18 protein-coding genes and 1 pseudogene are annotated in these 20563 nt (G+C 70.3%); 16 read left to right on the forward strand and 3 right to left on the reverse strand.

The genetic code is table 11. The annotated features are described in order from the left end of the window. Nucleotides 1-73: 73 nt before the first annotated feature. On the forward strand, nt 74-2053 hold the full coding sequence (gene thrS, locus EF387_RS22340) for a threonine--tRNA ligase (RefSeq protein ID WP_128378370.1): 1980 nt from the start codon (nt 74-76) through the stop codon (nt 2051-2053). Between the two features lie 166 nt (nt 2054-2219). Here the strand turns inward: thrS and EF387_RS22345 are convergent. Further along, nucleotides 2220-2957, reverse strand: a pseudogene (locus tag EF387_RS22345) (potassium channel family protein); the annotation flags it as partial. Between EF387_RS22345 and EF387_RS22350 the strand changes: the two are divergent. Then, nucleotides 2860-3420, forward strand: coding sequence for an HIT family protein (locus EF387_RS22350; RefSeq protein ID WP_128378371.1), 561 nt, complete (start codon nt 2860-2862; stop codon nt 3418-3420). The pseudogene EF387_RS22345 and the gene EF387_RS22350 overlap by 98 nt on opposite strands. A 51-nt stretch (nt 3421-3471) precedes the next feature. Here the strand turns inward: EF387_RS22350 and EF387_RS22355 are convergent, their stop codons facing one another. Both EF387_RS22355 and EF387_RS22360 read right to left on the reverse strand, forming a co-directional pair. Continuing rightward, nucleotides 3472-5145: a hypothetical protein gene (locus EF387_RS22355; protein WP_128378372.1), complete on the reverse strand. Its 1674-nt coding sequence runs from the start codon at nt 5143-5145 to the stop codon at nt 3472-3474. Between the two features lie 161 nt (nt 5146-5306). Continuing rightward, nucleotides 5307-7502: an elongation factor G-like protein EF-G2 gene (locus EF387_RS22360; protein ID WP_128378373.1), complete on the reverse strand. Its 2196-nt coding sequence runs from the start codon at nt 7500-7502 to the stop codon at nt 5307-5309. 216 nt (nt 7503-7718) lie between these two features. Here EF387_RS22360 and pgsA point away from each other — a divergent pair, with 216 nt between their 5' ends. The 14 genes from pgsA (at nt 7719) to EF387_RS22430 (ending at nt 20520) form a co-directional block, all read left to right on the forward strand. Next, the gene (gene pgsA / locus EF387_RS22365) at nt 7719-8444 is read left to right on the forward strand and encodes a phosphatidylinositol phosphate synthase (RefSeq protein ID WP_128378578.1); all 726 of its coding nucleotides are present in this window, start codon (nt 7719-7721) and stop codon (nt 8442-8444) included. Between the two features lie 5 nt (nt 8445-8449). After that, the gene (locus tag EF387_RS22370) at nt 8450-9376 is read left to right on the forward strand and encodes a phosphatidylinositol mannoside acyltransferase (protein ID WP_128378579.1); all 927 of its coding nucleotides are present in this window, start codon (nt 8450-8452) and stop codon (nt 9374-9376) included. Then, nucleotides 9373-10533, forward strand: coding sequence for a glycosyltransferase family 4 protein (locus tag EF387_RS22375; RefSeq protein ID WP_128378374.1), 1161 nt, complete (start codon nt 9373-9375; stop codon nt 10531-10533). Before EF387_RS22370 ends, EF387_RS22375 begins: the two co-directional genes overlap by 4 nt. A 321-nt stretch (nt 10534-10854) precedes the next feature. Next, entirely contained in the window at nt 10855-11400 is a 546-nt protein-coding gene (locus EF387_RS22380; RefSeq protein WP_128378375.1) for a LemA family protein, read from the forward strand. Between the two features lie 136 nt (nt 11401-11536). Then, entirely contained in the window at nt 11537-12448 is a 912-nt protein-coding gene (pdxS, locus tag EF387_RS22385) for a pyridoxal 5'-phosphate synthase lyase subunit PdxS (RefSeq protein WP_128378376.1), read from the forward strand. A 5-nt stretch (nt 12449-12453) separates the two neighbouring features. Beyond that, nucleotides 12454-13059, forward strand: coding sequence for a pyridoxal 5'-phosphate synthase glutaminase subunit PdxT (gene pdxT / locus EF387_RS22390; protein ID WP_128378377.1), 606 nt, complete (start codon nt 12454-12456; stop codon nt 13057-13059). Nucleotides 13060-13102: 43 nt separating this feature from the next. Continuing rightward, the gene (locus EF387_RS22395) at nt 13103-13855 is read left to right on the forward strand and encodes a YebC/PmpR family DNA-binding transcriptional regulator (protein ID WP_128378378.1); all 753 of its coding nucleotides are present in this window, start codon (nt 13103-13105) and stop codon (nt 13853-13855) included. 140 nt (nt 13856-13995) lie between these two features. Continuing rightward, nucleotides 13996-14526, forward strand: coding sequence for a crossover junction endodeoxyribonuclease RuvC (gene ruvC / locus EF387_RS22400; RefSeq protein WP_128378379.1), 531 nt, complete (start codon nt 13996-13998; stop codon nt 14524-14526). Further along, complete coding sequence (ruvA, locus tag EF387_RS22405) at nt 14523-15128, forward strand: Holliday junction branch migration protein RuvA (RefSeq protein ID WP_128378380.1); 606 nt, start codon at nt 14523-14525, stop codon at nt 15126-15128. The genes ruvC and ruvA overlap by 4 nt, the downstream gene beginning before the upstream one ends. A gap of 41 nt (nt 15129-15169) precedes the next feature. Then, the gene (gene ruvB, locus EF387_RS22410) at nt 15170-16264 is read left to right on the forward strand and encodes a Holliday junction branch migration DNA helicase RuvB (protein ID WP_128378381.1); all 1095 of its coding nucleotides are present in this window, start codon (nt 15170-15172) and stop codon (nt 16262-16264) included. Nucleotides 16265-16432: 168 nt separating this feature from the next. Next, nucleotides 16433-16930 (forward strand): preprotein translocase subunit YajC, encoded by a 498-nt coding sequence (gene yajC / locus EF387_RS22415; RefSeq protein ID WP_128378382.1) that lies wholly within the window; start codon nt 16433-16435, stop codon nt 16928-16930. A 141-nt stretch (nt 16931-17071) separates the two neighbouring features. After that, entirely contained in the window at nt 17072-18856 is a 1785-nt protein-coding gene (secD, locus tag EF387_RS22420; protein ID WP_128378383.1) for a protein translocase subunit SecD, read from the forward strand. 3 nt (nt 18857-18859) lie between these two features. Continuing rightward, nucleotides 18860-19984 (forward strand): protein translocase subunit SecF, encoded by a 1125-nt coding sequence (gene secF / locus EF387_RS22425; RefSeq protein ID WP_128378384.1) that lies wholly within the window; start codon nt 18860-18862, stop codon nt 19982-19984. Beyond that, nucleotides 19981-20520 (forward strand): adenine phosphoribosyltransferase, encoded by a 540-nt coding sequence (locus EF387_RS22430; protein ID WP_128378385.1) that lies wholly within the window; start codon nt 19981-19983, stop codon nt 20518-20520. The genes secF and EF387_RS22430 overlap by 4 nt, the downstream gene beginning before the upstream one ends. Nucleotides 20521-20563: the final 43 nt, after the last annotated feature.

The raw sequence follows: 20563 nt of genomic DNA on the forward strand, positions 1-20563 counted from the left end.
GGCTCGGTACGATCCCTTCTATTGCGCGCGCAACAGAGAGTCGCGTGCGGCCCCCTTCAGGCAGGAGAGACCGGTGTCAGATGTCCGTGTGATCATCCAACGCGATTCCGAGCGGGAAGAGCGCGTGGTGACGACGGGCACTACGGCCGCCGACCTCTTCGCCGGTGAGCGCTCGATCATCGCCGCGCGCGTCGCGGGCGAGCTCAAGGACCTCGCGTACGAGGTGCGGGACGGCGAGACCGTGGAGGGCGTGGAGATCTCCTCCGAGGACGGTCTGAACATCCTGCGCCACTCCACCGCGCACGTCATGGCGCAGGCCGTGCAGGAGCTGTTCCCCGAGGCCAAGCTGGGCATCGGCCCGCCGGTCAAGGACGGCTTCTACTACGACTTCGACGTGGACAAGCCGTTCACGCCGGAGGATCTCAAGGCCATCGAGAAGAAGATGCAGGAGATCCAGCGGCGCGGACAGCGGTTCGCCCGCCGCGTCACCAGCGACGAGGCGGCCCACGAGGAGCTGGCGAACGAGCCCTACAAGCTTGAGCTGATCGGCCTCAAGGGCAACGCCGCACAGGCCGCCGAGGGCGCGGACGCGGAGGTGGGCGGCGGCGAGCTGACCATCTACGACAACCTCGACGCCAAGACCGGCGAGCTGTGCTGGAAGGACCTGTGCCGGGGGCCGCACCTGCCGACCACCCGTCACATCCCGGCGTTCAAGCTGATGCGCAACGCGGCGGCGTACTGGCGCGGCAGCGAGAAGAACCCGATGCTGCAGCGCATCTACGGCACCGCCTGGCCGTCGAAGGACGAGTTGAAGGCGCACCTCGACTTCCTCGCCGAGGCCGAGAAGCGCGACCACCGCAGGCTGGGCAACGAGCTGGACCTGTTCTCCATCCCGGAGGAGATCGGCTCAGGCCTCGCCGTCTTCCACCCCAAGGGCGGCATCGTCCGCCGGGTCATGGAGGACTACTCGCGGCGCCGCCACGAGGAAGAGGGCTACGAGTTCGTCTACACCCCGCACGCCACCAAGGGGAAGCTCTTCGAGGTGTCGGGCCACCTGGACTGGTACGCCGACGGCATGTACCCGCCCATGCAGCTCGACGAGGGCGTGGACTACTACCTCAAGCCCATGAACTGCCCGATGCACAACCTGATCTTCGACGCGCGCGGGCGCTCCTACCGTGAACTGCCGCTGCGCCTCTTCGAGTTCGGGACCGTGTACCGGTACGAGAAGTCGGGCGTGGTGCACGGACTGACCCGGGCGCGCGGCTTCACCCAGGACGACGCGCACATCTACTGCACCCGCGAGCAGATGGCCGACGAGCTCGACAAGACGCTCACCTTCGTCCTGAACCTGCTGCGCGACTACGGCCTCACCGACTTCTACCTGGAGCTGTCCACCAAGGACCCGGAGAAGTTCGTCGGCTCCGACGAGGCCTGGGAGGAGGCCACCGAGACCCTGCGGCAGGTGGCCGAGAAGCAGGGCCTGCCGCTGGTCCCGGACCCGGGCGGCGCCGCGTTCTACGGGCCGAAGATCTCCGTCCAGGCCAAGGACGCCATCGGCCGCACCTGGCAGATGTCGACCGTGCAGCTCGACTTCAACCTGCCGGAGCGCTTCGACCTGGAGTACACCGGTCCCGACGGTGCCAAGCAGCGTCCGGTCATGATCCACCGGGCCCTCTTCGGCTCGATCGAGCGTTTCTTCGCGGTGCTCCTGGAGCACTACGCGGGTGCCTTCCCGGCCTGGCTGGCGCCCGTGCAGGCGGTCGGCATCCCGATCGGCGACGCACACGTCGAGTACCTGCAGAGGTTCGCCACCGAGGCGAAGAAGAAGGGCCTGCGCGTGGAGGTCGACTCGTCCTCCGACCGGATGCAGAAGAAGATCCGCAACGCGCAGAAGCAGAAGGTGCCCTTCATGGTCATCGCCGGCGACGAGGACATGGCGAACGGCGCCGTCTCCTTCCGCTACCGCGACGGCTCGCAGGAGAACGGCATCCCGGTCGACGAGGCCATCGCGAAGATCGCGAAGGTCGTGGAGGAGCGGGTGCAGGTCTGACGCGCGGCTGGCGGCGGGGGGGGGGGGGGGGGGGGGGGGCGGCCCCCCCCCCCCCCCCCCCCCCGCCGCCCGGCGGTGCCTTCTCGTCCTCGCGTGCGAACTCCTGCACAAGCCAGGACGAGAACGCCCCGACAGCAGCCCCGAGCAGTCCCAGGCCGCAGGCCATCACCCCCACCGCCATCAGTCGGCCCAGGGGTGTCACGGGCGTGACATCGCCGTAGCCGACCGTCGCGAATGTCGAACAGGTCCACCACACCGCGTCACCGAAGGTGCGGATGGTGGCCTTCGGATCCGCGTGCTCCTGCTGGTAGACGGCGAGGGCGCCGACGAAACCGAGCAAGAGCGCCGCGAGGCCCGCGTAGAGCATCACGCGCGTGTACAGGGGCAGGCGAGGGCGCCCCCGGCGACGGTTCACCTTCTCGTGCACCTGCACCAGGCTCAGCGGACGCAACAGCGGCAGCGCCACGATCACCGTGTCCAGCCAGTGGGTCCGTACGAAGCCCACGCGCCGACTCGCCCCGTGCTGTGGCGACCTCCACAACCGCCAGCGCACCGCGTAGTCGACGGCGAAGCCCGCCCAGGCCGTCACCATCACACCGATGCAGACGTCGTGCCAGGCCGGTGCCAGATCACGGGCCAGCACATGGACCGCGTACGAGGAGAGGTAAAGCAGCCAGGCCACGCCGAGCGGGAACTCGGCGCGCCGTTCCCAGCGGGCCACGCGGCTGTCGTCGTCCATCGGACCAGCTTGGCCGGAGGCGGACCGGTCGGCGCCCCGACGACACGCCGCGTCGTGACGAAGCCATATGCTGCACATCATGACGAGTGAGCCGGAGCAGCAGATCGGAGTGGGGACGCAGGACGCGTTCCAGCGCTTGTGGACGCCCCACCGGATGGCATACATCCAGGGCGAGAACAAGCCGACCGGCCCCGGGGCCGACGACGGCTGCCCGTTCTGCTCGATACCGGGGAAGTCCGACGAGGACGGGCTCGTCGTCCGGCGTGGCGAGCAGGTGTACGCGGTGCTCAACCTCTACCCGTACAACGGCGGTCACCTGATGGTCGTCCCCTACCGCCACGTCGCCGACTACACCGAGCTCACCGGACCGGAGACCGCCGAACTGGCCGAGCTGACCAAGCAGGCGATGACGGCCCTGCGCACGGCCTCCGGCGCGCACGGCTTCAACATCGGCATGAACCAGGGCGGGGTGGCCGGCGCGGGTATCGCGGCCCATCTGCACCAGCACGTCGTCCCGCGCTGGGGCGGAGACACCAACTTCATGCCGGTGGTCGGCCACACCAGGATCCTGCCGCAGCTCCTGGCGGACACCCGCAAGATGCTGGCGGAGGCCTGGCAGGCCGTCTAGCGCAGGCCTGGCCGGCGGCAGCGTCGCCCGCGCCCCCGAGGGGGCGCAGGCTCACGCGTCGTAGAGGTCGGCCTTCCCGGGGCTCGCGTCCTGCACCAGCCCGCTCAGGACGCCCGACCGTGTGCCGAACTTCTCCGTGTCGACGCCGTTCTCCTTCATCAGGCGGATGGCCGCCGAGTGCACTACGCGCAGCACGGGAGTGGCGGCGCGCAGGGCGTCGTCCGCCATGAAGCGGTGGCGCCACGGCTGCTCGGCCCAGGCGTGGCGCAGCCCGAACGGCTCGGGGAGCACCAGCTTGCCGCCGAGCCAGTCGAGGACCGGCGGGTACCAGGTGAAGGGCGCGCGGACCGCGAGCCGTACCACCTCGTCCGAGTCGACCAGCGGCAGCTTCTGCTCGCGGGTCTCCCAGAACCGTATGGCCTTGGGGACCTCCTTCACCTTGGCGGCCGGCGCCGAGGTGAAGAGCGAGTGCACGGGGCCCAGGGCGTGCCCGGTGACCTCGATGCGCAAGGTCTCGTGCAGCACCGTCACCGTGATCATCATGGTGATGACCAACTGGCCGTCCCAGAGCGTCCACTGGACGCCCAGGTAGTGCCGGTCACCGCTGCCGAACTGCTGCTTGTTGCAGATCTCCTGTATCGCGTGCGTCTTGACCTGGTACGCGTCGACGTCCGTGCCCGTGGGCCGGGACACCTCAGCGGCGCCCTCACCGATCGGCTTGACGACCCAGTGTTTGATCGATGGCCGGGTGAAACCGCCGGTGTTGAGCGGCCCTCGCTCCAGCATCCGCAGCTGGTCGTGGATCGCTCGGATCACGTCCCAGCTGCGGAACGGGTGGATCTCCTTGTCCGGGTCGATCGGCACCAGGTCCTCGGCGAGATGCCAGCTGCCCCAGCGGGTGCCCATGCCGAGGATGCCCTTGGGGCCGGCGTAGAAGACGGAATTGGACTGCTGCTCGGCGGTGAGCCGGGCCAGCCCCTGGCGCAGCTGCTCGGCCGCCGTCTCGCCCGGGCTGCCGGGCACCGCCTCGGGGATCTTCGCGGCGATACCACCGCCGGCCAGCAGACCGGCCCAGCGGTCGCGCAGATCCTTGGCGGTGCGCTCACAGATCTGCTTGGCCCACAGCCAGCCGACCACGGGGGCGACGATCGCCGCACGGGCGTACCAGGCCCAGAAGCCGGTGAACGGCAGCTTCAGGAGGAAGATCGCCGCGAGCACACCCACGGCGGCCAGGAGGGCGGTGGCCAGGGTGGAGGCCCGCTTGTCCGTCGCCCTGCTCACCATCCGGCGGATCTGGAAGACCAGCAGCCAGGCGATCAGCCCGGGCAGGAAGATCAGCCCGCACAGCACCATCACAGCGGTGAGCCAGCTGTCGCGCTCCTTGCGGATGCGCGTGGCGGCCAGACAGTGCTCCACGACGACCTGCGGCTCGAGGCCGAAGGACTGGATGAGCGGCTTGCGGGCGCCGCCGAGCATCCGGACCTGCACGGCCCGGGAGAAGGCCTCGCCCAGGTTCGGCGCGAAGATCGTGGCCCACTTGCGGCCGGGGGTCACGGTCGACTTGTGCCATTCGTTGTCGGTCTTGAGGATCTCGGCCACCGGGCTGTCGCGGTAGGCCGCCGATGCCAGCGCGTTCGTAGCCGCCGTCTGTCCCGCGGAGCCCGCCAGCGGGATCTGAGCTCCCGGAGTGAGATCGAATGCGTCGTCCGCCACTGCCGCCCCCATCGCCGCACTTTCGTTGTGCGGCCTTCCCGACTTCCTTACCCCGCACACCTGTTGATCAGGTCATCGTCCTGATCATGGCCAGCGTAACGGCCCCCACCGACATTCGTCGGCGGACGGTCCAAGCCGCCCGCCGACGAATGACTACCCGCTTCCACGCCCAACTACGACCCGTTCTGACTCTGTTCGCGGATCTTCTCCGCCAACTGGGGTGGCATCGGCTCATGTCGGGCGTACGAGCGGTTGAAACGCGCTGTTCCGTGCGACAGGGAGCGCAGATCCACCGCGTAGCGGCCGATCTCGATCTCCGGTACCTCCGCTCGCACCAGCGTGCGCCCCCCGGCCGCCTGTTCGGTGCCGACGACCCGGCCGCGGCGTCCCGACAGATCGCTCATCACGGGGCCCACGTAGTCGTCGCCGACCAGGACCGAGACCTCGGCAACCGGCTCCAGCAGATGGATCCTTGCGTCGGCCGCGGCCTCCCGCAGCGCCAGCGCGCCCGCCGTCTGGAAGGCGGCGTCGGAGGAGTCCACCGAGTGCGCCTTGCCGTCCCGCAGCGTGATCCGGATGTCGATGAGCGGATAGCCCGCGGCCACGCCCTTGGCGGCCTGGGCCCTGACACCCTTCTCCACGGAGGGGATGAACTGCCGGGGCACCGCGCCGCCGACGACCTTGTCCACGAACTCGATGCCGGAGCCGCCCGGCAGCGGCTCCACCTCGATCTCGCAGATGGCGTACTGGCCGTGGCCGCCGGACTGCTTGACGTGCCGGCCGCGCCCCGCGGACTTCCCCGCGAACGTCTCCCGCAGGGAAACCCGGTGCGGGACCACGTCGACCTGGACGCCGTAGCGGCTGCGCAGCCGTTCCATGGCCACGTCCGCGTGCGCCTCGCCCAGGCACCACAGGACCACCTGGTGGGTGTCCTGGTTCTGTTCGAGCCGCATCGTCGGGTCCTCGGCGACCAGCCGGGCCAGGCCCTGCGAGAGCTTGTCCTCGTCCGCCTTGCTGTGCGCCTGGATGGCGAGCGGCAGCAGCGGGTCGGGCATCTCCCACGGCTCCATGAGCAGCGGGTCGTCCTTGGCGGAGAGCGTGTCCCCGGTCTCCGCCCGGTTCAGCTTCGCCACGCACGCCATGTCGCCCGCGATGCAGTGAGACAGGGTCCGCTGCTGTTTGCCGAACGGCGTGGACAGCGCGCCGATGCGTTCGTCGACGTCGTGGTCCTCGTGGCCTCGGTCGGCGAGGCCGTGCCCGGAGACGTGGACGGTCTCGTCGGGCCTGAGCGTGCCCGAGAAGACGCGGACCAGGGAGATGCGGCCCACGTACGGGTCGCTCGCGGTCTTCACGACCTCCGCGACCAGCGGGCCGTCCGGGTCGCACGACGTGGTCCCGCGCGGTTTGCCGTCCGGGGTGGTGACCTCGGGCGCCCAGTGCTCCAGTGGGGTCGGGAAACCGCCGGTGACGAGCTCCAGCAGTTCCACCGTGCCAAGGCCCTGGCGGGCCCCGTCGGCGGCGGGCGCGGCGGCCAGCACCGGGAAGAAGACCCCGCGCGCCACGGCCCGCTCCAGGTCCTCCACCAGCGTCTTGAAGTCGATCTCCTCACCGCCCAGGTAGCGGTCCATGAGGGTCTCGTCCTCGCTCTCCGAGATGATCCCCTCGATGAGCCGGTTGCGGGCCTCCTCGATGAGCGGCAGCTGGTCGGGGCCGGGCTCCGACTCCTTGCGCTCCCCGGAGGAGTAGTCGAACAGCTTCTGCGACAGCAGCCCGATCAGCCCGTTCACCGGTGCGTGCCCGTCCGGGCCCGGCTCTCCGTGCAGCGGCAGGTACAGCGGCAGCACGGCGTCCGGATCGTCCCCGCCGAAGGCCTCGGCGCAGACGCGGGTCATCTCGTCGAAGTCCGCCCTGGCGGCCTCCAGGTGCGTGATCACGATCGCCCGCGGCATGCCGACCGCGGCGCACTCCTCCCACACCATGCGGGTCGATCCGTCCACGCCGTCCGCGGCCGAGACGACGAAAAGGGCCGCGTCCGCCGCTCGCAGACCGGCCCTCAGCTCCCCGACGAAGTCGGCATAGCCGGGAGTGTCCAGAACATTGATCTTGAAGCCGTCCCATTCCACCGGGACGAGGGAGAGCTGCACCGAGCGTTGCTGCCGGTGCTCGATCTCGTCGTAGTCGGAGACGGTGCCGCCATCCTCCACGCGGCCCGCCCGGTTGACTGCTCCCGCTGTCAGCGCGAGAGCCTCCACCAAGGTTGTCTTGCCCGCTCCGGAGTGGCCGACCAGCACCACATTCCGTACGGACGCGGGATGGTCGGCCGCCGCTGCCCTGCCGGCGGCCCCGGGGTGTGCATTCTTGTCGCCCATGGCCTGTCCTCCCGTGCACGGTGAGGTCACTGTGGGCGCGGACACGCGGCGCCGCGATCAGTGGCGGCTCCGGCGACGCCCGCGGTGTCTTCGAGCTTTGCACTGACGTCACGGTGCGTCCATACGAAGGACGCGATCGCCGGGGGAGGAGATGTCATCGCGGCTTGACCCGGGGCGCGGGTGCCCGGCAGTCGCACACGCGCGCGCGTGACTACGATGGGCCAGCCGGTGGCCAGCAGGGGCCGCGCGGCGACACCGACCCTCGGGAAGGCCATGCTGAACAAGTACGCGCGTGCTTTCTTCACGCGTGTTCTCACACCGTTCGCCGCGTTTCTCATCCGGCGGGGAGTCAGCCCCGACACGGTCACGCTGCTGGGCACGGCCGGAGTCATCGTCGGAGCGCTGGTCTTCTACCCGCGGGGCGAGTTCTTCTGGGGCACCGTCGTCATCACGCTGTTCGTCTTCTCCGACCTCGTCGACGGCAACATGGCCCGCCAGCTCGGCCGCTCCAGCCGCTGGGGCGCCTTCCTGGACTCCACCCTCGACCGGGTCGCCGACGGCGCCATCTTCGGCGGTTTCGCGCTCTGGTATGCCGGCAAGGGCGACGACAACATCCTGTGCGCGGTCTCCATCTTCTGCCTGGCCAGCGGCCAGGTCGTCTCGTACACCAAGGCGCGCGGCGAGTCGATCGGCCTGCCCGTCGCCGTCAACGGTCTGGTCGAGCGTGCCGAGCGGCTGGTGATCTCGCTGGTCGCGGCAGGGTTCGCGGGGCTGCACAAGTTCGGCGTGCCGGGCATCGACGTGCTGTTGCCGATCGCCTTGTGGATCGTCGCCGTGGGTAGCCTGGTGACACTGATCCAGCGCGTCGTGACCGTGCGCAGGGAGTCCGCGGAGGCGGACGCCGCGGGCACCGCCACCCAGGGGAGCGAGGCCACGCCGTGAGCGGCTTGCAGGGCTTGCAGGAAAAGCTCACCGACGGGCTGTACGGCATCGGCTGGAGCACTGTGAAGACGCTTCCCGAGCCCGTCGCCGTGCACCTCGGCAGGACCATCGCGGACGTCGCCTTCAAGCAGCAGGGCAAGGGCGTACGACGCCTGCGGGCCAACTACGCGCGCGTGCTGCCCGACGCGAGCCCCGAGCGGCTCGCGGAGCTCACCAGGGCCGGCATGCGCTCCTACCTGCGCTACTGGATGGAGTCCTTCCGGCTGCCCGCCTGGAGCAAGGAGCGCATCAACACGGGCTTCGACCCGAAGGACCTGCACTACCTCACCGATGGCCTGGCCTCCGGGCGCGGCGTCATACTGGCCCTTCCGCACCTGGCCAACTGGGACCTCGCGGGCGCGTGGGTCACCACGAAGCTGCGCACGCCGTTCACCACGGTCGCCGAGCGGCTGAAGCCGGAGACGCTGTACGACCGGTTCGTCGCCTACCGCGAGGGCCTCGGCATGGAGGTGCTCCCGCACAGCGGCGGCACCGCCTTCGGCACGCTCGCCCGGCGGCTGCGCGAGGGCGGCCTGGTCTGCCTCGTCGCCGACCGCGACCTGTCGGCGTCCGGCGTCCAGGTCGACTTCTTCGGCGAGCCCACCCGGATGCCGGCCGGACCGGCCCTGCTCGCCCAGCAGACCGGCGCCCTGCTGCTGCCGGTGACGCTCTGGTACGACGACTCGCCCGTGATGCAGGGGCAGGTCCACCCACCCGTCGACGTCCCCGAGACAGGTACGCGCGCCGAGAAGACGTCTGTCATGACACAGGCGCTGGCCGACGCCTTCGCCGCGGGGATCGCCGACCATCCGGAGGACTGGCACATGCTGCAACGGCTGTGGCTCGCCGACCTGGAACCCAGGCCCGAGCCGCCGGACGGGGAACGACCGTGAAGATCGGCATCGTCTGCCCGTACTCCTGGGACGTCCCCGGTGGCGTCCAGTTCCACATCCGCGACCTGGCCGACCACCTCATCCGCCTCGGGCACGAGGTGTCCGTCCTCGCCCCGGCGGACGACGACACCCCCCTTCCGCCGTACGTCGTCTCCGCGGGCCGCGCGGTGCCCGTGCCCTACAACGGCTCGGTCGCCCGGCTCAACTTCGGTTTCCTGTCCGCCGCCCGGGTCCGCCGCTGGCTGCACGACGGCACCTTCGACGTGATCCACATCCACGAGCCGACCTCGCCGTCGCTGGGACTGCTCGCCTGCTGGGCCGCGCAGGGGCCCATCGTCGCCACCTTCCACACCTCCAACCCGCGTTCCCGGGCGATGATCGCCGCGTATCCGATCCTGCAGCCCGCGCTGGAGAAGATCAGCGCGCGGATCGCGGTCAGCGAGTACGCGCGACGCACGCTCGTCGAACACCTGGGCGGTGACGCCGTCGTCATCCCCAACGGCGTCGACGTGGACTTCTTCGCCCGCGCGAAGACCAAGCCCGAGTGGCAGGGGGACACGATCGGCTTCATCGGACGCATCGACGAGCCCCGCAAGGGCCTGCCGGTGCTGATGAGGGCACTGCCGAGGATCCTGGCGGAGCGCCCCGACACCCGGCTGCTGGTCGCCGGTCGCGGCGACGAGGAGGAGGCCGTCGAGAAGCTCCCCGAGGAGCTGCGCCAGCGTGTGGAGTTCCTCGGCATGATCAGCGACGAGGACAAGGCGCGGTTCCTGCGCAGCGTCGACCTCTACGTGGCGCCCAACACCGGCGGCGAGAGCTTCGGGATCATCCTGGTCGAGGCGATGTCGGCCGGGGCCCCCGTGCTCGCCTCCGACCTGGACGCCTTCGCCCAGGTCCTCGACCAGGGCGCGGCCGGTGAGCTGTTCGCCAACGAGGACGCGGACGCGCTGGCCGACGCGGCGATCCGGCTCCTGGGCGACCCCGGACGCCGGGCCGAGCTGCGCGAACGGGGCCGCGAACACGTGCGGCGCTTCGACTGGTCGACGGTCGGTGCGGACATCCTCTCCGTGTACGAGACGGTGACCGACGGCGCGGCCGCCGTGGCCGCCGACGAGCGCACGGGACTGCGGGCGCGGCTCGGCCTGGCACGGGACTGAGCGCGCGGCGGAAACCGTCGCGTTCCCCGCGCGAGGGCCGTCGTGTTCCCCGCGCGCGAGGACCGTCGTGACGTCCCCCCACGCGCGGGATGCCGGTCCGGTTCCGCGCACCGGGGCGCGGAACCGGACCACGGTCGCGCACCGGTGCGTCCCCGTACGGCCGGGGGTGGGGTCGTCGGGGGAGGGGCGTGACGGTGGCGGCGCGGTCCCGTAACCCCCCGGACTCCTTGTCCGGACACGGCGGCTTCCGCCGCGCCTGGGACCTCGGGCAGGCGGGACGGGCCGGCGGACAGTGGGACCGGCGGCGGTAGCCTGCCGCCCGTGACCGCAACCCTCATCTGGATCCTCGTCGCCCTCCTCGCCATCGGCCTCTACCTCAGCTGGACCGCGGGCCGGCTCGACCGGCTGCACGCCCGCATCGACGCCGCGCGCGCCGCCCTCGACGCACAGCTGCTGCGCCGGGCGTCGGTGGCCCAGGAACTGGCCACCTCCGGGGTGCTCGATCCGGCCGCCTCGATCGTGCTCTACGAAGCGGCGCACGCGGCCCGGCAGGCGGAGGAGGAGCAGCGCGAGGTGGCCGAGAGCGAGCTGAGCCAGGCCCTGCGCGCCGTCTTCGGGGAGGCGCAGCAGGTGGAGGCCGTGCGGGAGGCTCCCGGGGGGGAGGAGGCCGCGGGGGAGCTGGCGCAGGCGGTCCGGAGGGTGCCCATGGCCCGCCGCTTCCACAACGACGCGGTACGGGCCGCGCGTGCGCTGCGCCGTCACCGCAAGGTCCGCTGGTTCCGGCTGGCCGGACACGCGCCCTTCCCGATGGCCTTCGAGATGGACGACGAGCCGCCCCAGGCACTGGCGGAACGCACGACGGCATGAGCGCCGGTCCCCCCGCCCCTGGCGGCGGGGGAGAAAAACGAGCCACCGCCTCCCCATTGGCCCTTGCAGTGGCCTGGCTCTCGGGAGTTCCCTCGGAAGCTGCAGCAACCCTTTCCCCCGAGTGAGGTCAACACCCGTGTCCAGCACGCTCTCGAACCCCGCCACCCCGGAAACCGGCACCGCCCGCGTGAAGCGCGGAATGGCCGAGCAGCTCAAGGGCGGCGTGATCATGGACGTCGTCACTCCGGAGCAGGCGAAGATCGCCGAGGACGCGGGCGCCGTCGCCGTCATGGCACTGGAGCGCGTCCCCGCAGACATCCGCAAGGACGGCGGAGTGGCCCGTATGTCCGACCCGGACATGATCGAGGGCATCATCGAGGCGGTCTCCATCCCGGTGATGGCCAAGTCCCGCATCGGCCACTTCGTCGAGGCCCAGGTCCTGCAGTCCCTCGGCGTCGACTACATCGACGAGTCCGAGGTCCTCACGCCCGCCGACGAGGTCAACCACTCCGACAAGTGGGCCTTCACGACCCCGTTCGTCTGTGGCGCCACCAACCTCGGCGAGGCCCTGCGCCGCATCGCCGAGGGCGCCGCGATGATCCGCTCCAAGGGTGAGGCCGGCACCGGCAACGTCGTCGAAGCCGTCCGCCACCTGCGCCAGATCAAGAACGAGATCGCCCGCCTGCGCGGCTTCGACAACCACGAGCTGTACGCCGCGGCCAAGGAACTGCGTGCCCCGTACGAGCTCGTCAAGGAGGTCGCCGAGCTCGGCAAGCTCCCGGTGGTGCTGTTCTCCGCCGGCGGTGTCGCCACCCCGGCCGACGCCGCGCTGATGCGCCAGCTCGGCGCCGAGGGCGTCTTCGTCGGCTCCGGCATCTTCAAGTCCGGCGACCCCGCCAAGCGCGCCGCCGCCATCGTGAAGGCCACCACCTTCTACGACGACCCGAAGATCATCGCGGACGCGTCCCGCAACCTGGGCGAGGCCATGGTCGGCATCAACTGCGACACCCTCCCCGAGGCCGAGCGCTACGCCAACCGGGGCTGGTAACACCCATGAGCACCCCCGTCATCGGCGTCCTGGCCCTCCAGGGCGACGTCCGGGAGCACCTGATCGCCCTGGCCGCGGCCGACGCCGTGGCCAGGCCGGTCCGGCGCCCCGAGGAACTCGCCGAGGTGGACGGACTCGTCATCCCCGGCGGCGAGTCCACGACCATCTCCAAGCTGGCCATCCTCTTCGGAGTGATGGAACCCCTCCGCGCGCGCGTCCGCGCCGGCCTACCCGTGTACGGCACCTGCGCGGGCATGATCATGCTCGCCGACAAGATCCTCGACCCGCGCTCGGGCCAGGAGACCGTCGGCGGCATCGACATGATCGTGCGCCGCAACGCCTTCGGGCGGCAGAACGAGTCCTTCGAGGCGGCCGTCGACGTCAAGGGCGTCGAGGGCGATCCCGTGGAGGGCGTCTTCATCCGCGCCCCGTGGGTCGAGTCCGTCGGCGCCGAGACGGAGGTGCTCGCCGAGCACGGCGGCCACATCGTCGCGGTGCGCCAGGGCAACGCGCTGGCCACGTCGTTCCACCCGGAACTGACCGGTGACCACCGCCTGCACGGCCTGTTCGTCGACATGGTGCGCGCCAACCGGACAGCGGAGTCCTTGTAGGATCTCCCCGGACAGAGACGGGTTACGCGAAGGAGACAGGCAGATGTCCGGCCACTCTAAATGGGCCACGACGAAGCACAAGAAGGCCGTGATCGACGCCAAGCGCGGCAAGCTCTTCGCGAAGCTGATCAAGAACATCGAGGTCGCCGCCCGCATGGGTGGTGTCGACCTGGACGGCAACCCGACGCTGTACGACGCCGTTCAGAAGGCCAAGAAGCAGTCGGTCCCGAACAAGAACATCGACTCCGCGATCAAGCGGGGCGGCGGTCTCGAGGCCGGTGGCGCCGACTACGAGACGATCATGTACGAGGGCTACGGTCCGAACGGTGTCGCGGTGCTCATCGAGTGCCTCACCGACAACCGCAACCGTGCCGCCTCCGACGTGCGCGTGGCCATGACCCGCAACGGCGGCTCCATGGCCGACCCCGGCTCCGTGTCGTACCTCTTCAACCGCAAGGGCGTCGTGATCGTCCCCAAGGGCGAGCTCACCGAGGACGACGTCCTGGGTGCCGTGCTCGACGCGGGCGCCGAGGAGGTCAACGACCTCGGCGAGTCGTTCGAGGTCATCAGCGAGGCCACCGACCTGGTCGCGGTCCGCACCGCCCTCCAGGACGCCGGGATCGACTACGACTCCGCCGAGGCCAACTTCGTCCCGACCATGCAGGTCGAGCTGGACGAGGAGGGTGCCAAGAAGATCTTCAAGCTGATCGACGCCCTGGAGGACAGCGACGACGTCCAGAACGTCTTCGCCAACTTCGACGTGAGCGACGACGTCATGGCGAAGGTCGACGCGTAACGCCACCGCGACGCGAGCTTGAGCGGACCCAACGGGCCGACGGGACACACCCGTCGGCCCGTCGCTTTGAGACTCGTTGTCGGTGGCACCGGATAGCCTGCACGAACACCTGAACAGCAGGCGATCGAAGGGAGGGGCGCGTGCGGGTACTCGGGGTGGACCCCGGACTCACGCGGTGCGGTATCGGTGTCGTCGAGGGAGTCGCGGGCCGGCCACTCACGATGCTGGGCGTCGGCGTCGTACGAACGCCCGGTGACGCCGAGTTGGGCCACCGTCTCGTCGCCGTTGAGCAGGGCATCGAGTCGTGGCTGGACGAGCACCGGCCCGACTGCGTCGCCGTGGAACGGGTGTTCAGCCAGCACAACGTACGCACCGTGATGGGCACCGCGCAGGCCAGCGCCGTCGCCATCCTCTGTGCCGCCCGGCGCGGCATCCCCGTCACCCTGCACACCCCCAGCGAGGTCAAGGCGGCCGTCACCGGCAGCGGACGCGCCGACAAGGACCAGGTCGGAACCATGGTGACCCGCCTGCTGCGGCTGAGCGCACCGCCGAAGCCCGCCGACGCCGCCGACGCACTGGCGCTCGCCATCTGCCACATCTGGCGGACCCCCGCCCAGAACCGACTCCAGCAGGCCGTCGCCCTGCACGCATCGAAAGGCCGTACGGGATGATCGCCTTTGTGAGCGGCCCGGTCGCCGCCCTCGCCCCGGACTCAGCGGTGGTCGAGGTGGGCGGGATCGGCATCGCCGTCCAGTGCACGCCGAACACGCTGTCCGGACTGCGCATGGGCCGGCAGGCCAAGCTCGCCACCTCCCTCGTGGTGCGCGAGGACTCGCTGACGCTGTACGGCTTCGCCGACGACGACGAACGCCAGGTCTTCGAGCTGCTGCAGACCGCGAGCGGTGTCGGTCCGCGGCTCGCCCAGTCGATGCTCGCCGTGCACAGCCCCGACGCCCTGCGCCGGGCGGTCTCCACCGGTGACGAGAAGGCCCTCATCGCAGTCCCCGGCATCGGCAAGAAGGGCGCCCAGAAGCTGTTGCTGGAGCTGAAGGACCGCCTCGGCGAGCCGATCGGCGCCCCCGCCGTCGGCACGGCGGTGACCGCCGGCTGGCGCGACCAACTGCACGCCGCGCTCATCGGCCTCGGCTACGCGACCCGGGAGGCCGACGAGGCGGTCTCCGCGGTCGCGCCCCAGGCGGAGGCCGCCGAAGGCACGCCCCAGGTGGGCCAGTTGCTGAAGGCCGCCCTGCAGACCCTTAACCGAGCCCGCTGAACAACCACAGCCCCCACCAGAACTACGACGAGGCACACGCGATGAACTGGGACGAGACGACCGACAGCGCCGCCGACGAGCGGCTCGTCGGACCCGCCGCGGAGCGGCTGGTGGGCTCGGTCGCCGACGGTGAGGACCAGGCGGTCGAGGCCGCCCTGCGCCCCAAGGACCTGGGCGAGTTCATCGGCCAGGAGAAGGTCCGCGAACAACTCGACCTCGTCCTCAGAGCGGCACGCGCGCGCGGTGCCACCGCCGACCACGTGCTGCTCTCCGGTGCCCCGGGCCTCGGCAAGACCACCCTCTCGATGATCATCGCCGCCGAGATGGGCGCCCCGATCCGCATCACCAGCGGCCCCGCCATCCAGCACGCCGGCGACCTCGCGGCGATCCTCTCCTCTCTCCAGGAGGGCGAGGTCCTCTTCCTCGACGAGATCCACCGGATGTCACGACCCGCCGAGGAAATGCTCTACATGGCGATGGAGGACTTCCGCGTCGACGTGATCGTCGGCAAGGGCCCCGGCGCCACCGCCATCCCGCTCGAACTCCCGCCGTTCACCCTGGTCGGCGCCACCACGCGCGCGGGCCTGCTGCCGCCCCCGCTGCGGGACCGCTTCGGCTTCACCGCACACATGGAGTTCTACGAACCCGCCGAGCTGGAGCGCGTCATCCACCGCTCGGCCAGCCTGCTGGACGTCGAGATCGACCGCGAAGGCGCCGCCGAGATCGCCGGCCGCTCCCGCGGTACGCCCCGGATCGCCAACCGCCTGCTGCGCCGCGTCCGCGACTACGCCCAGGTCAAGGCCGACGGGATCATCACGAGGGAGATCGCCTCGGCGGCCCTGGCCGTCTACGAGGTCGACGAGCGTGGCCTCGACCGCCTCGACCGGGCCGTACTGCAGGCACTGCTGAAGCTGTTCGGCGGCGGCCCTGTCGGCCTGTCCACGCTCGCGGTCGCGGTGGGGGAGGAGCGCGAGACCGTCGAGGAGGTCGCCGAGCCCTTCCTCGTACGCGAAGGACTGCTGGCCCGGACGCCGCGCGGCCGCGTCGCCACACCGGCCGCATGGGCTCATCTGGGTCTCACCCCGCCCCCGCGGTCGACCGGCGGAAACGGACAACAGGACCTGTTCGGGGCGTGACGGCGAGCGCGCTCGCCGGGCAAGGAACCCGGGTGTCATGCTGAGCGTTGTTCCTTGCGTGCGGACTCGCTTAGACTCCGCCGATGCCGCCTTTCCACAAGCGGCGCACATACCCCCATCCATCAGGCCGCTTCACTGACGCGGTCGTGTGAAGGAAGTTTGCGACCCGTGAGCTTGTTGACCCTCCTCCCGTTCATCGTGCTCATCGGGGCCATGTTCCTGATGACCCGCTCCGCCAAGAAGAAGCAGCAGCAGGCTGCTGACATGCGCAACGCCATGCAGCCGGGCTCCGGCGTGCGCACCATCGGGGGCATGTACGCGACGGTGAAGGAGGTCAACGAGGACACGGTCCTCCTTGACGCGGGCCCGGGCGTCGAGTTGCTGTTCGCGAAGAACGCCATCGGCGCCGTGCTCTCCGACGACGAGTACAACCGCATCGTCCACGGCATCGAGCACGACCTGAAGGCCGACGGCGCGGTCATCCCGGACGACGCCTCCTCCCTCACCGACACCGACGAGCCCGCCGCTGACGCCTCTTCCGACGACAAGCCCATCGACCTCGGCAAGAAGGACGCGGCGGACGACGAGCCGGCCGACAAGCCCGCCGAGGCGAAGTCCGACGAAGCAGAGCCGAAGAAGACCGACGGCGAGTCCGACGCGAAGTGACCGTCTCCGGGGACCGCGAAGCGCGCCGCTCGCGCCTTCGCGGTCCCCGGGACGTGTTGATCCGCAAGGAGTCCCGACCATTACTCATGGCCGTCCGTGCACCTGACCGATGCCGGACGGATGGACAGGGAGTACGAGAAGGTGGCAGCACCTAAGAAGGGCCGAAGTCGTCAGGGCACCCAGGGCAAACCAGGGCGTACCTTGGCCCTGATCCTGATCGCCATGGTGGCGCTCACCGGGGGAATGTTCGCCTCCGGCCACAACACGCCGCGCCTCGGCATCGACCTCGCCGGCGGTACGAGCATCACGCTCCGGGCGGTGCCCGAGAAGGGCCAGGAATCCGCGGTCAACGAGACCAACATGAACACCGCGGTCGACATCATGGAGCGCCGCGTCAACGGTCTGGGCGTCTCGGAAGCGGAGGTCCAGACCCAGGGCAGCGACAACATCATCGTCAACATCCCCAAGGGCACCGACTCCAAGCAGGCCCGCGAGCAGGTCGGCACCACCGCGAAGCTGTACTTCCGCCCGGTGCTGGCGACCGAGGTCTCCGGCGCGGCGGCTTCGCCCAGCCCGTCCCCGAGCGCTTCCGGCAGCCCCTCGGCGTCCCCTTCGGACAAGCCGACGGAGAAGGACAAGGCGACCCCGTCCGGCTCCGCCACCCCGTCGGCCGGCGCCACCTCCCAGGGCCGCGCGCTCACCGACGCCCTGAAGGCCGACCCCACACCGAGCGGCAGCGCGTCGGCGTCCGCCAAGGCGAGCACGTCGCCGTCCGCCAGTGCCTCGCCCTCCCCGAGCGGCACCCCCTCGGACGACACCGCCAAGCTCCAGGCCGCGTACGCCGCGCTCGACTGCACCAAGGAGGCGCAGCGCGCCAAGGCCGGTGACGGGGTCAAGGCGAACGAGCCCACCCTCGCCTGCGGTCAGAACTCGCAGAAGCAGTGGCAGAAGTACATCCTCGGCCCGGCCGAGGTCGACGGCACGGACGTCGACAAGGCGGAGGCGGTGTTCGACACCCAGAGCTCCGCCGGGTGGAAAGTCACGATGAACTTCACGGACAAGGGAAGCGACAAGTTCGCGGCCATCACCGGCAAGCTGGCCAAGAACCAGTCCCCGCAGAACCAGTTCGCCATCGTCCTCGACGGTGACGTGGTCTCCGACCCCTACGTCAACCAGGCGCTGACCGGCGGAAGCGCCGAGATCTCCGGCAGCTTCACCCAGGACGAGGCCAAGAACCTCGCCAACGTCCTGTCCTACGGCGCCCTGCCGCTGTCCTTCAAGGAGGACAGCGTCACCACGGTGAACGCCGCGCTCGGCGGTGAGCAGCTGCGCGCCGGTCTGATCGCCGGCGCCATCGGTCTCGCCCTGGTCGTCATCTACCTGGTGGTCTACTACCGAGGCCTGTCGCTCATCGCGGTCGCCTCGCTGCTCGTCTCCGCGGCCCTCACCTACGTGATCATGTCGCTGCTCGGCCCGACGATCAAGTTCGCGCTGAACCTGCCCGCCGTCTGCGGTGCCATCGTGGCCATCGGCATCACAGCGGACTCGTTCATCGTGTACTTCGAACGCGTCCGGGACGAGATCCGTGAAGGACGCACCCTGCGCCCCGCCGTCGAGCGGGCCTGGCCGCGCGCCCGGCGCACGATCCTCGTCTCCGACTTCGTGTCCTTCCTCGCCGCCGCCGTGCTCTTCGTCGTCACCGTCGGCAAGGTCCAGGGCTTCGCGTTCACGCTGGGCCTGACCACCGTGCTCGACGTGGTCGTGGTCTTCTTCTTCACCAAGCCGCTGCTGACCCTCCTCGCCCGCACCAAATTCTTCGCGAACGGGCACCCGTGGTCCGGGCTCGACCCGAAGCGGCTCGGCGCCAAACCCCCGCTGCGCCGCACCCGCCGTCCCTCCGCCGCCGTCGACCCGAAGGAGGCGTGAGAGATGTCGAAACTCGGCAACCTCGGCGCCCGACTCCACCGAGGCGAGGTCGGTTACGACTTCGTCGGCAACCGCAAGATCTGGTACGGCATCTCGATCCTGATCACCATCACGGCCATCGTGGGCCTGGCGGTACGCGGGCTGAACATGGGCATCGAGTTCCAGGGCGGTGCCGCCTTCACCACCTCCAAGACCAGCGTCTCCGTCAGCCAGGCACGGTCGTACGCGGAGGAGGCGTCCGGCCACGACGCCGTCGTGCAGAAGCTCGGCACCGGCGGGCTGCGCATCCAGGTGGCCGGTGTGGACACCGACAAGGCAGACCAGATCGCGGAGAAACTCGCCGACGACATGAACGTCGAGGCGTCGTCCATCAACGCGGAGCTGGTCGGCCCCAGTTGGGGTGAGCAGGTCGCCAACAAGGCATGGACCGGTCTCGGCATCTTCATGGTCCTGGTGGTCATCTACCTGGCCATCGCCTTCGAATGGCGGATGGCCCTGGCCGCCCTCGTGGCCCTCATCCACGACATCACCATCACGGTCGGCATCTACGCCCTCGTCGGCTTCGAAGTGACACCGGGCACCGTGATCGGTCTGCTCACGATCCTCGGCTACTCGCTCTACGACACCGTCGTCGTCTTCGACAGCCTCAAGGAACAGACGAAGGACCTCACCAAACAGACCCGCTGGACCTACAGCGACGTCGCCAACCGGTCCATCAACAGCACCCTGGTGCGCTCCATCAACACCACGGTCGTCGCCCTGCTGCCGGTCGCCGGTCTGCTCTTCATCGGCGGCGGAGTGCTGGGCGCGGGCATGCTCAACGACATCTCGCTGTCGCTGTTCGTCGGCCTCGCGGCCGGTGCCTACTCCTCGATCTTCATCGCCACGCCGCTCGTCGCCGACCTCAAGGAGCGCGAGCCGCAGATGCGGAGCCTGAAGAAGCGGGTCCTGGCCAAGCGGCAGGCCGCGGCGCAGGGTGACGTCGCGGAGGGCGCCGAGCCCGTCGAGACGTCCTACGACGCGGAGCCGGAGGACGCGACGCCCGCGGTCGTCGGTCCGCGCGGCCAGCGCTCGCAACCCGCGGCCCGCGGCCGTGGGCGGGGCCGTCCCTCGGGGAAGCGCCGATGACCGAGATCAAGCAACTGCTGCTCAGCTGCATCCGGGACGTGCCCGACCACCCGGAGCCGGGAGTGATGTTCAAGGACATCACCCCGCTGCTGGCCGACCCGTCGGCGTTCGCGGCGCTCACCGGCGCGCTCGCCGACCTGTGCGTCAAGCACGGCGCCACCAAGGTCGTCGGCCTGGAGGCCCGCGGGTTCATCCTGGGCGCGCCGGCCGCCGTCCGCGCGGGCCTCGGCTTCATCCCCGTACGCAAGGCGGGCAAGCTCCCCGGCGCCACCCTCAGCCAGGCGTACGACCTGGAGTACGGCTCGGCCGAGATCGAGGTGCACGCCGAGGACCTGACGGCGGGCGACCGCGTCATGGTCATCGACGACGTCCTCGCCACCGGCGGCACCGCCGAGGCGTCGATCCAGCTGATCCGCCGCGCCGGCGCCGAGGTGGCGGGCGTGTCGGTGCTGATGGAGCTGGGCTTCCTGGGCGGCCGCGGGCGGCTGGAGCCGGCCCTGGAAGGCGCGCCGCTGGAGGCACTGCTGCAGCTCTGACGAACCTCCGGCGAGCGTCTGACCAACGTCCGACGAGGGTGTG

Origin of the sequence: Streptomyces cavernae (genome assembly GCF_004023625.1) — a bacterium.
Lineage (GTDB): Bacteria > Actinomycetota > Actinomycetes > Streptomycetales > Streptomycetaceae > Streptomyces > Streptomyces cavernae.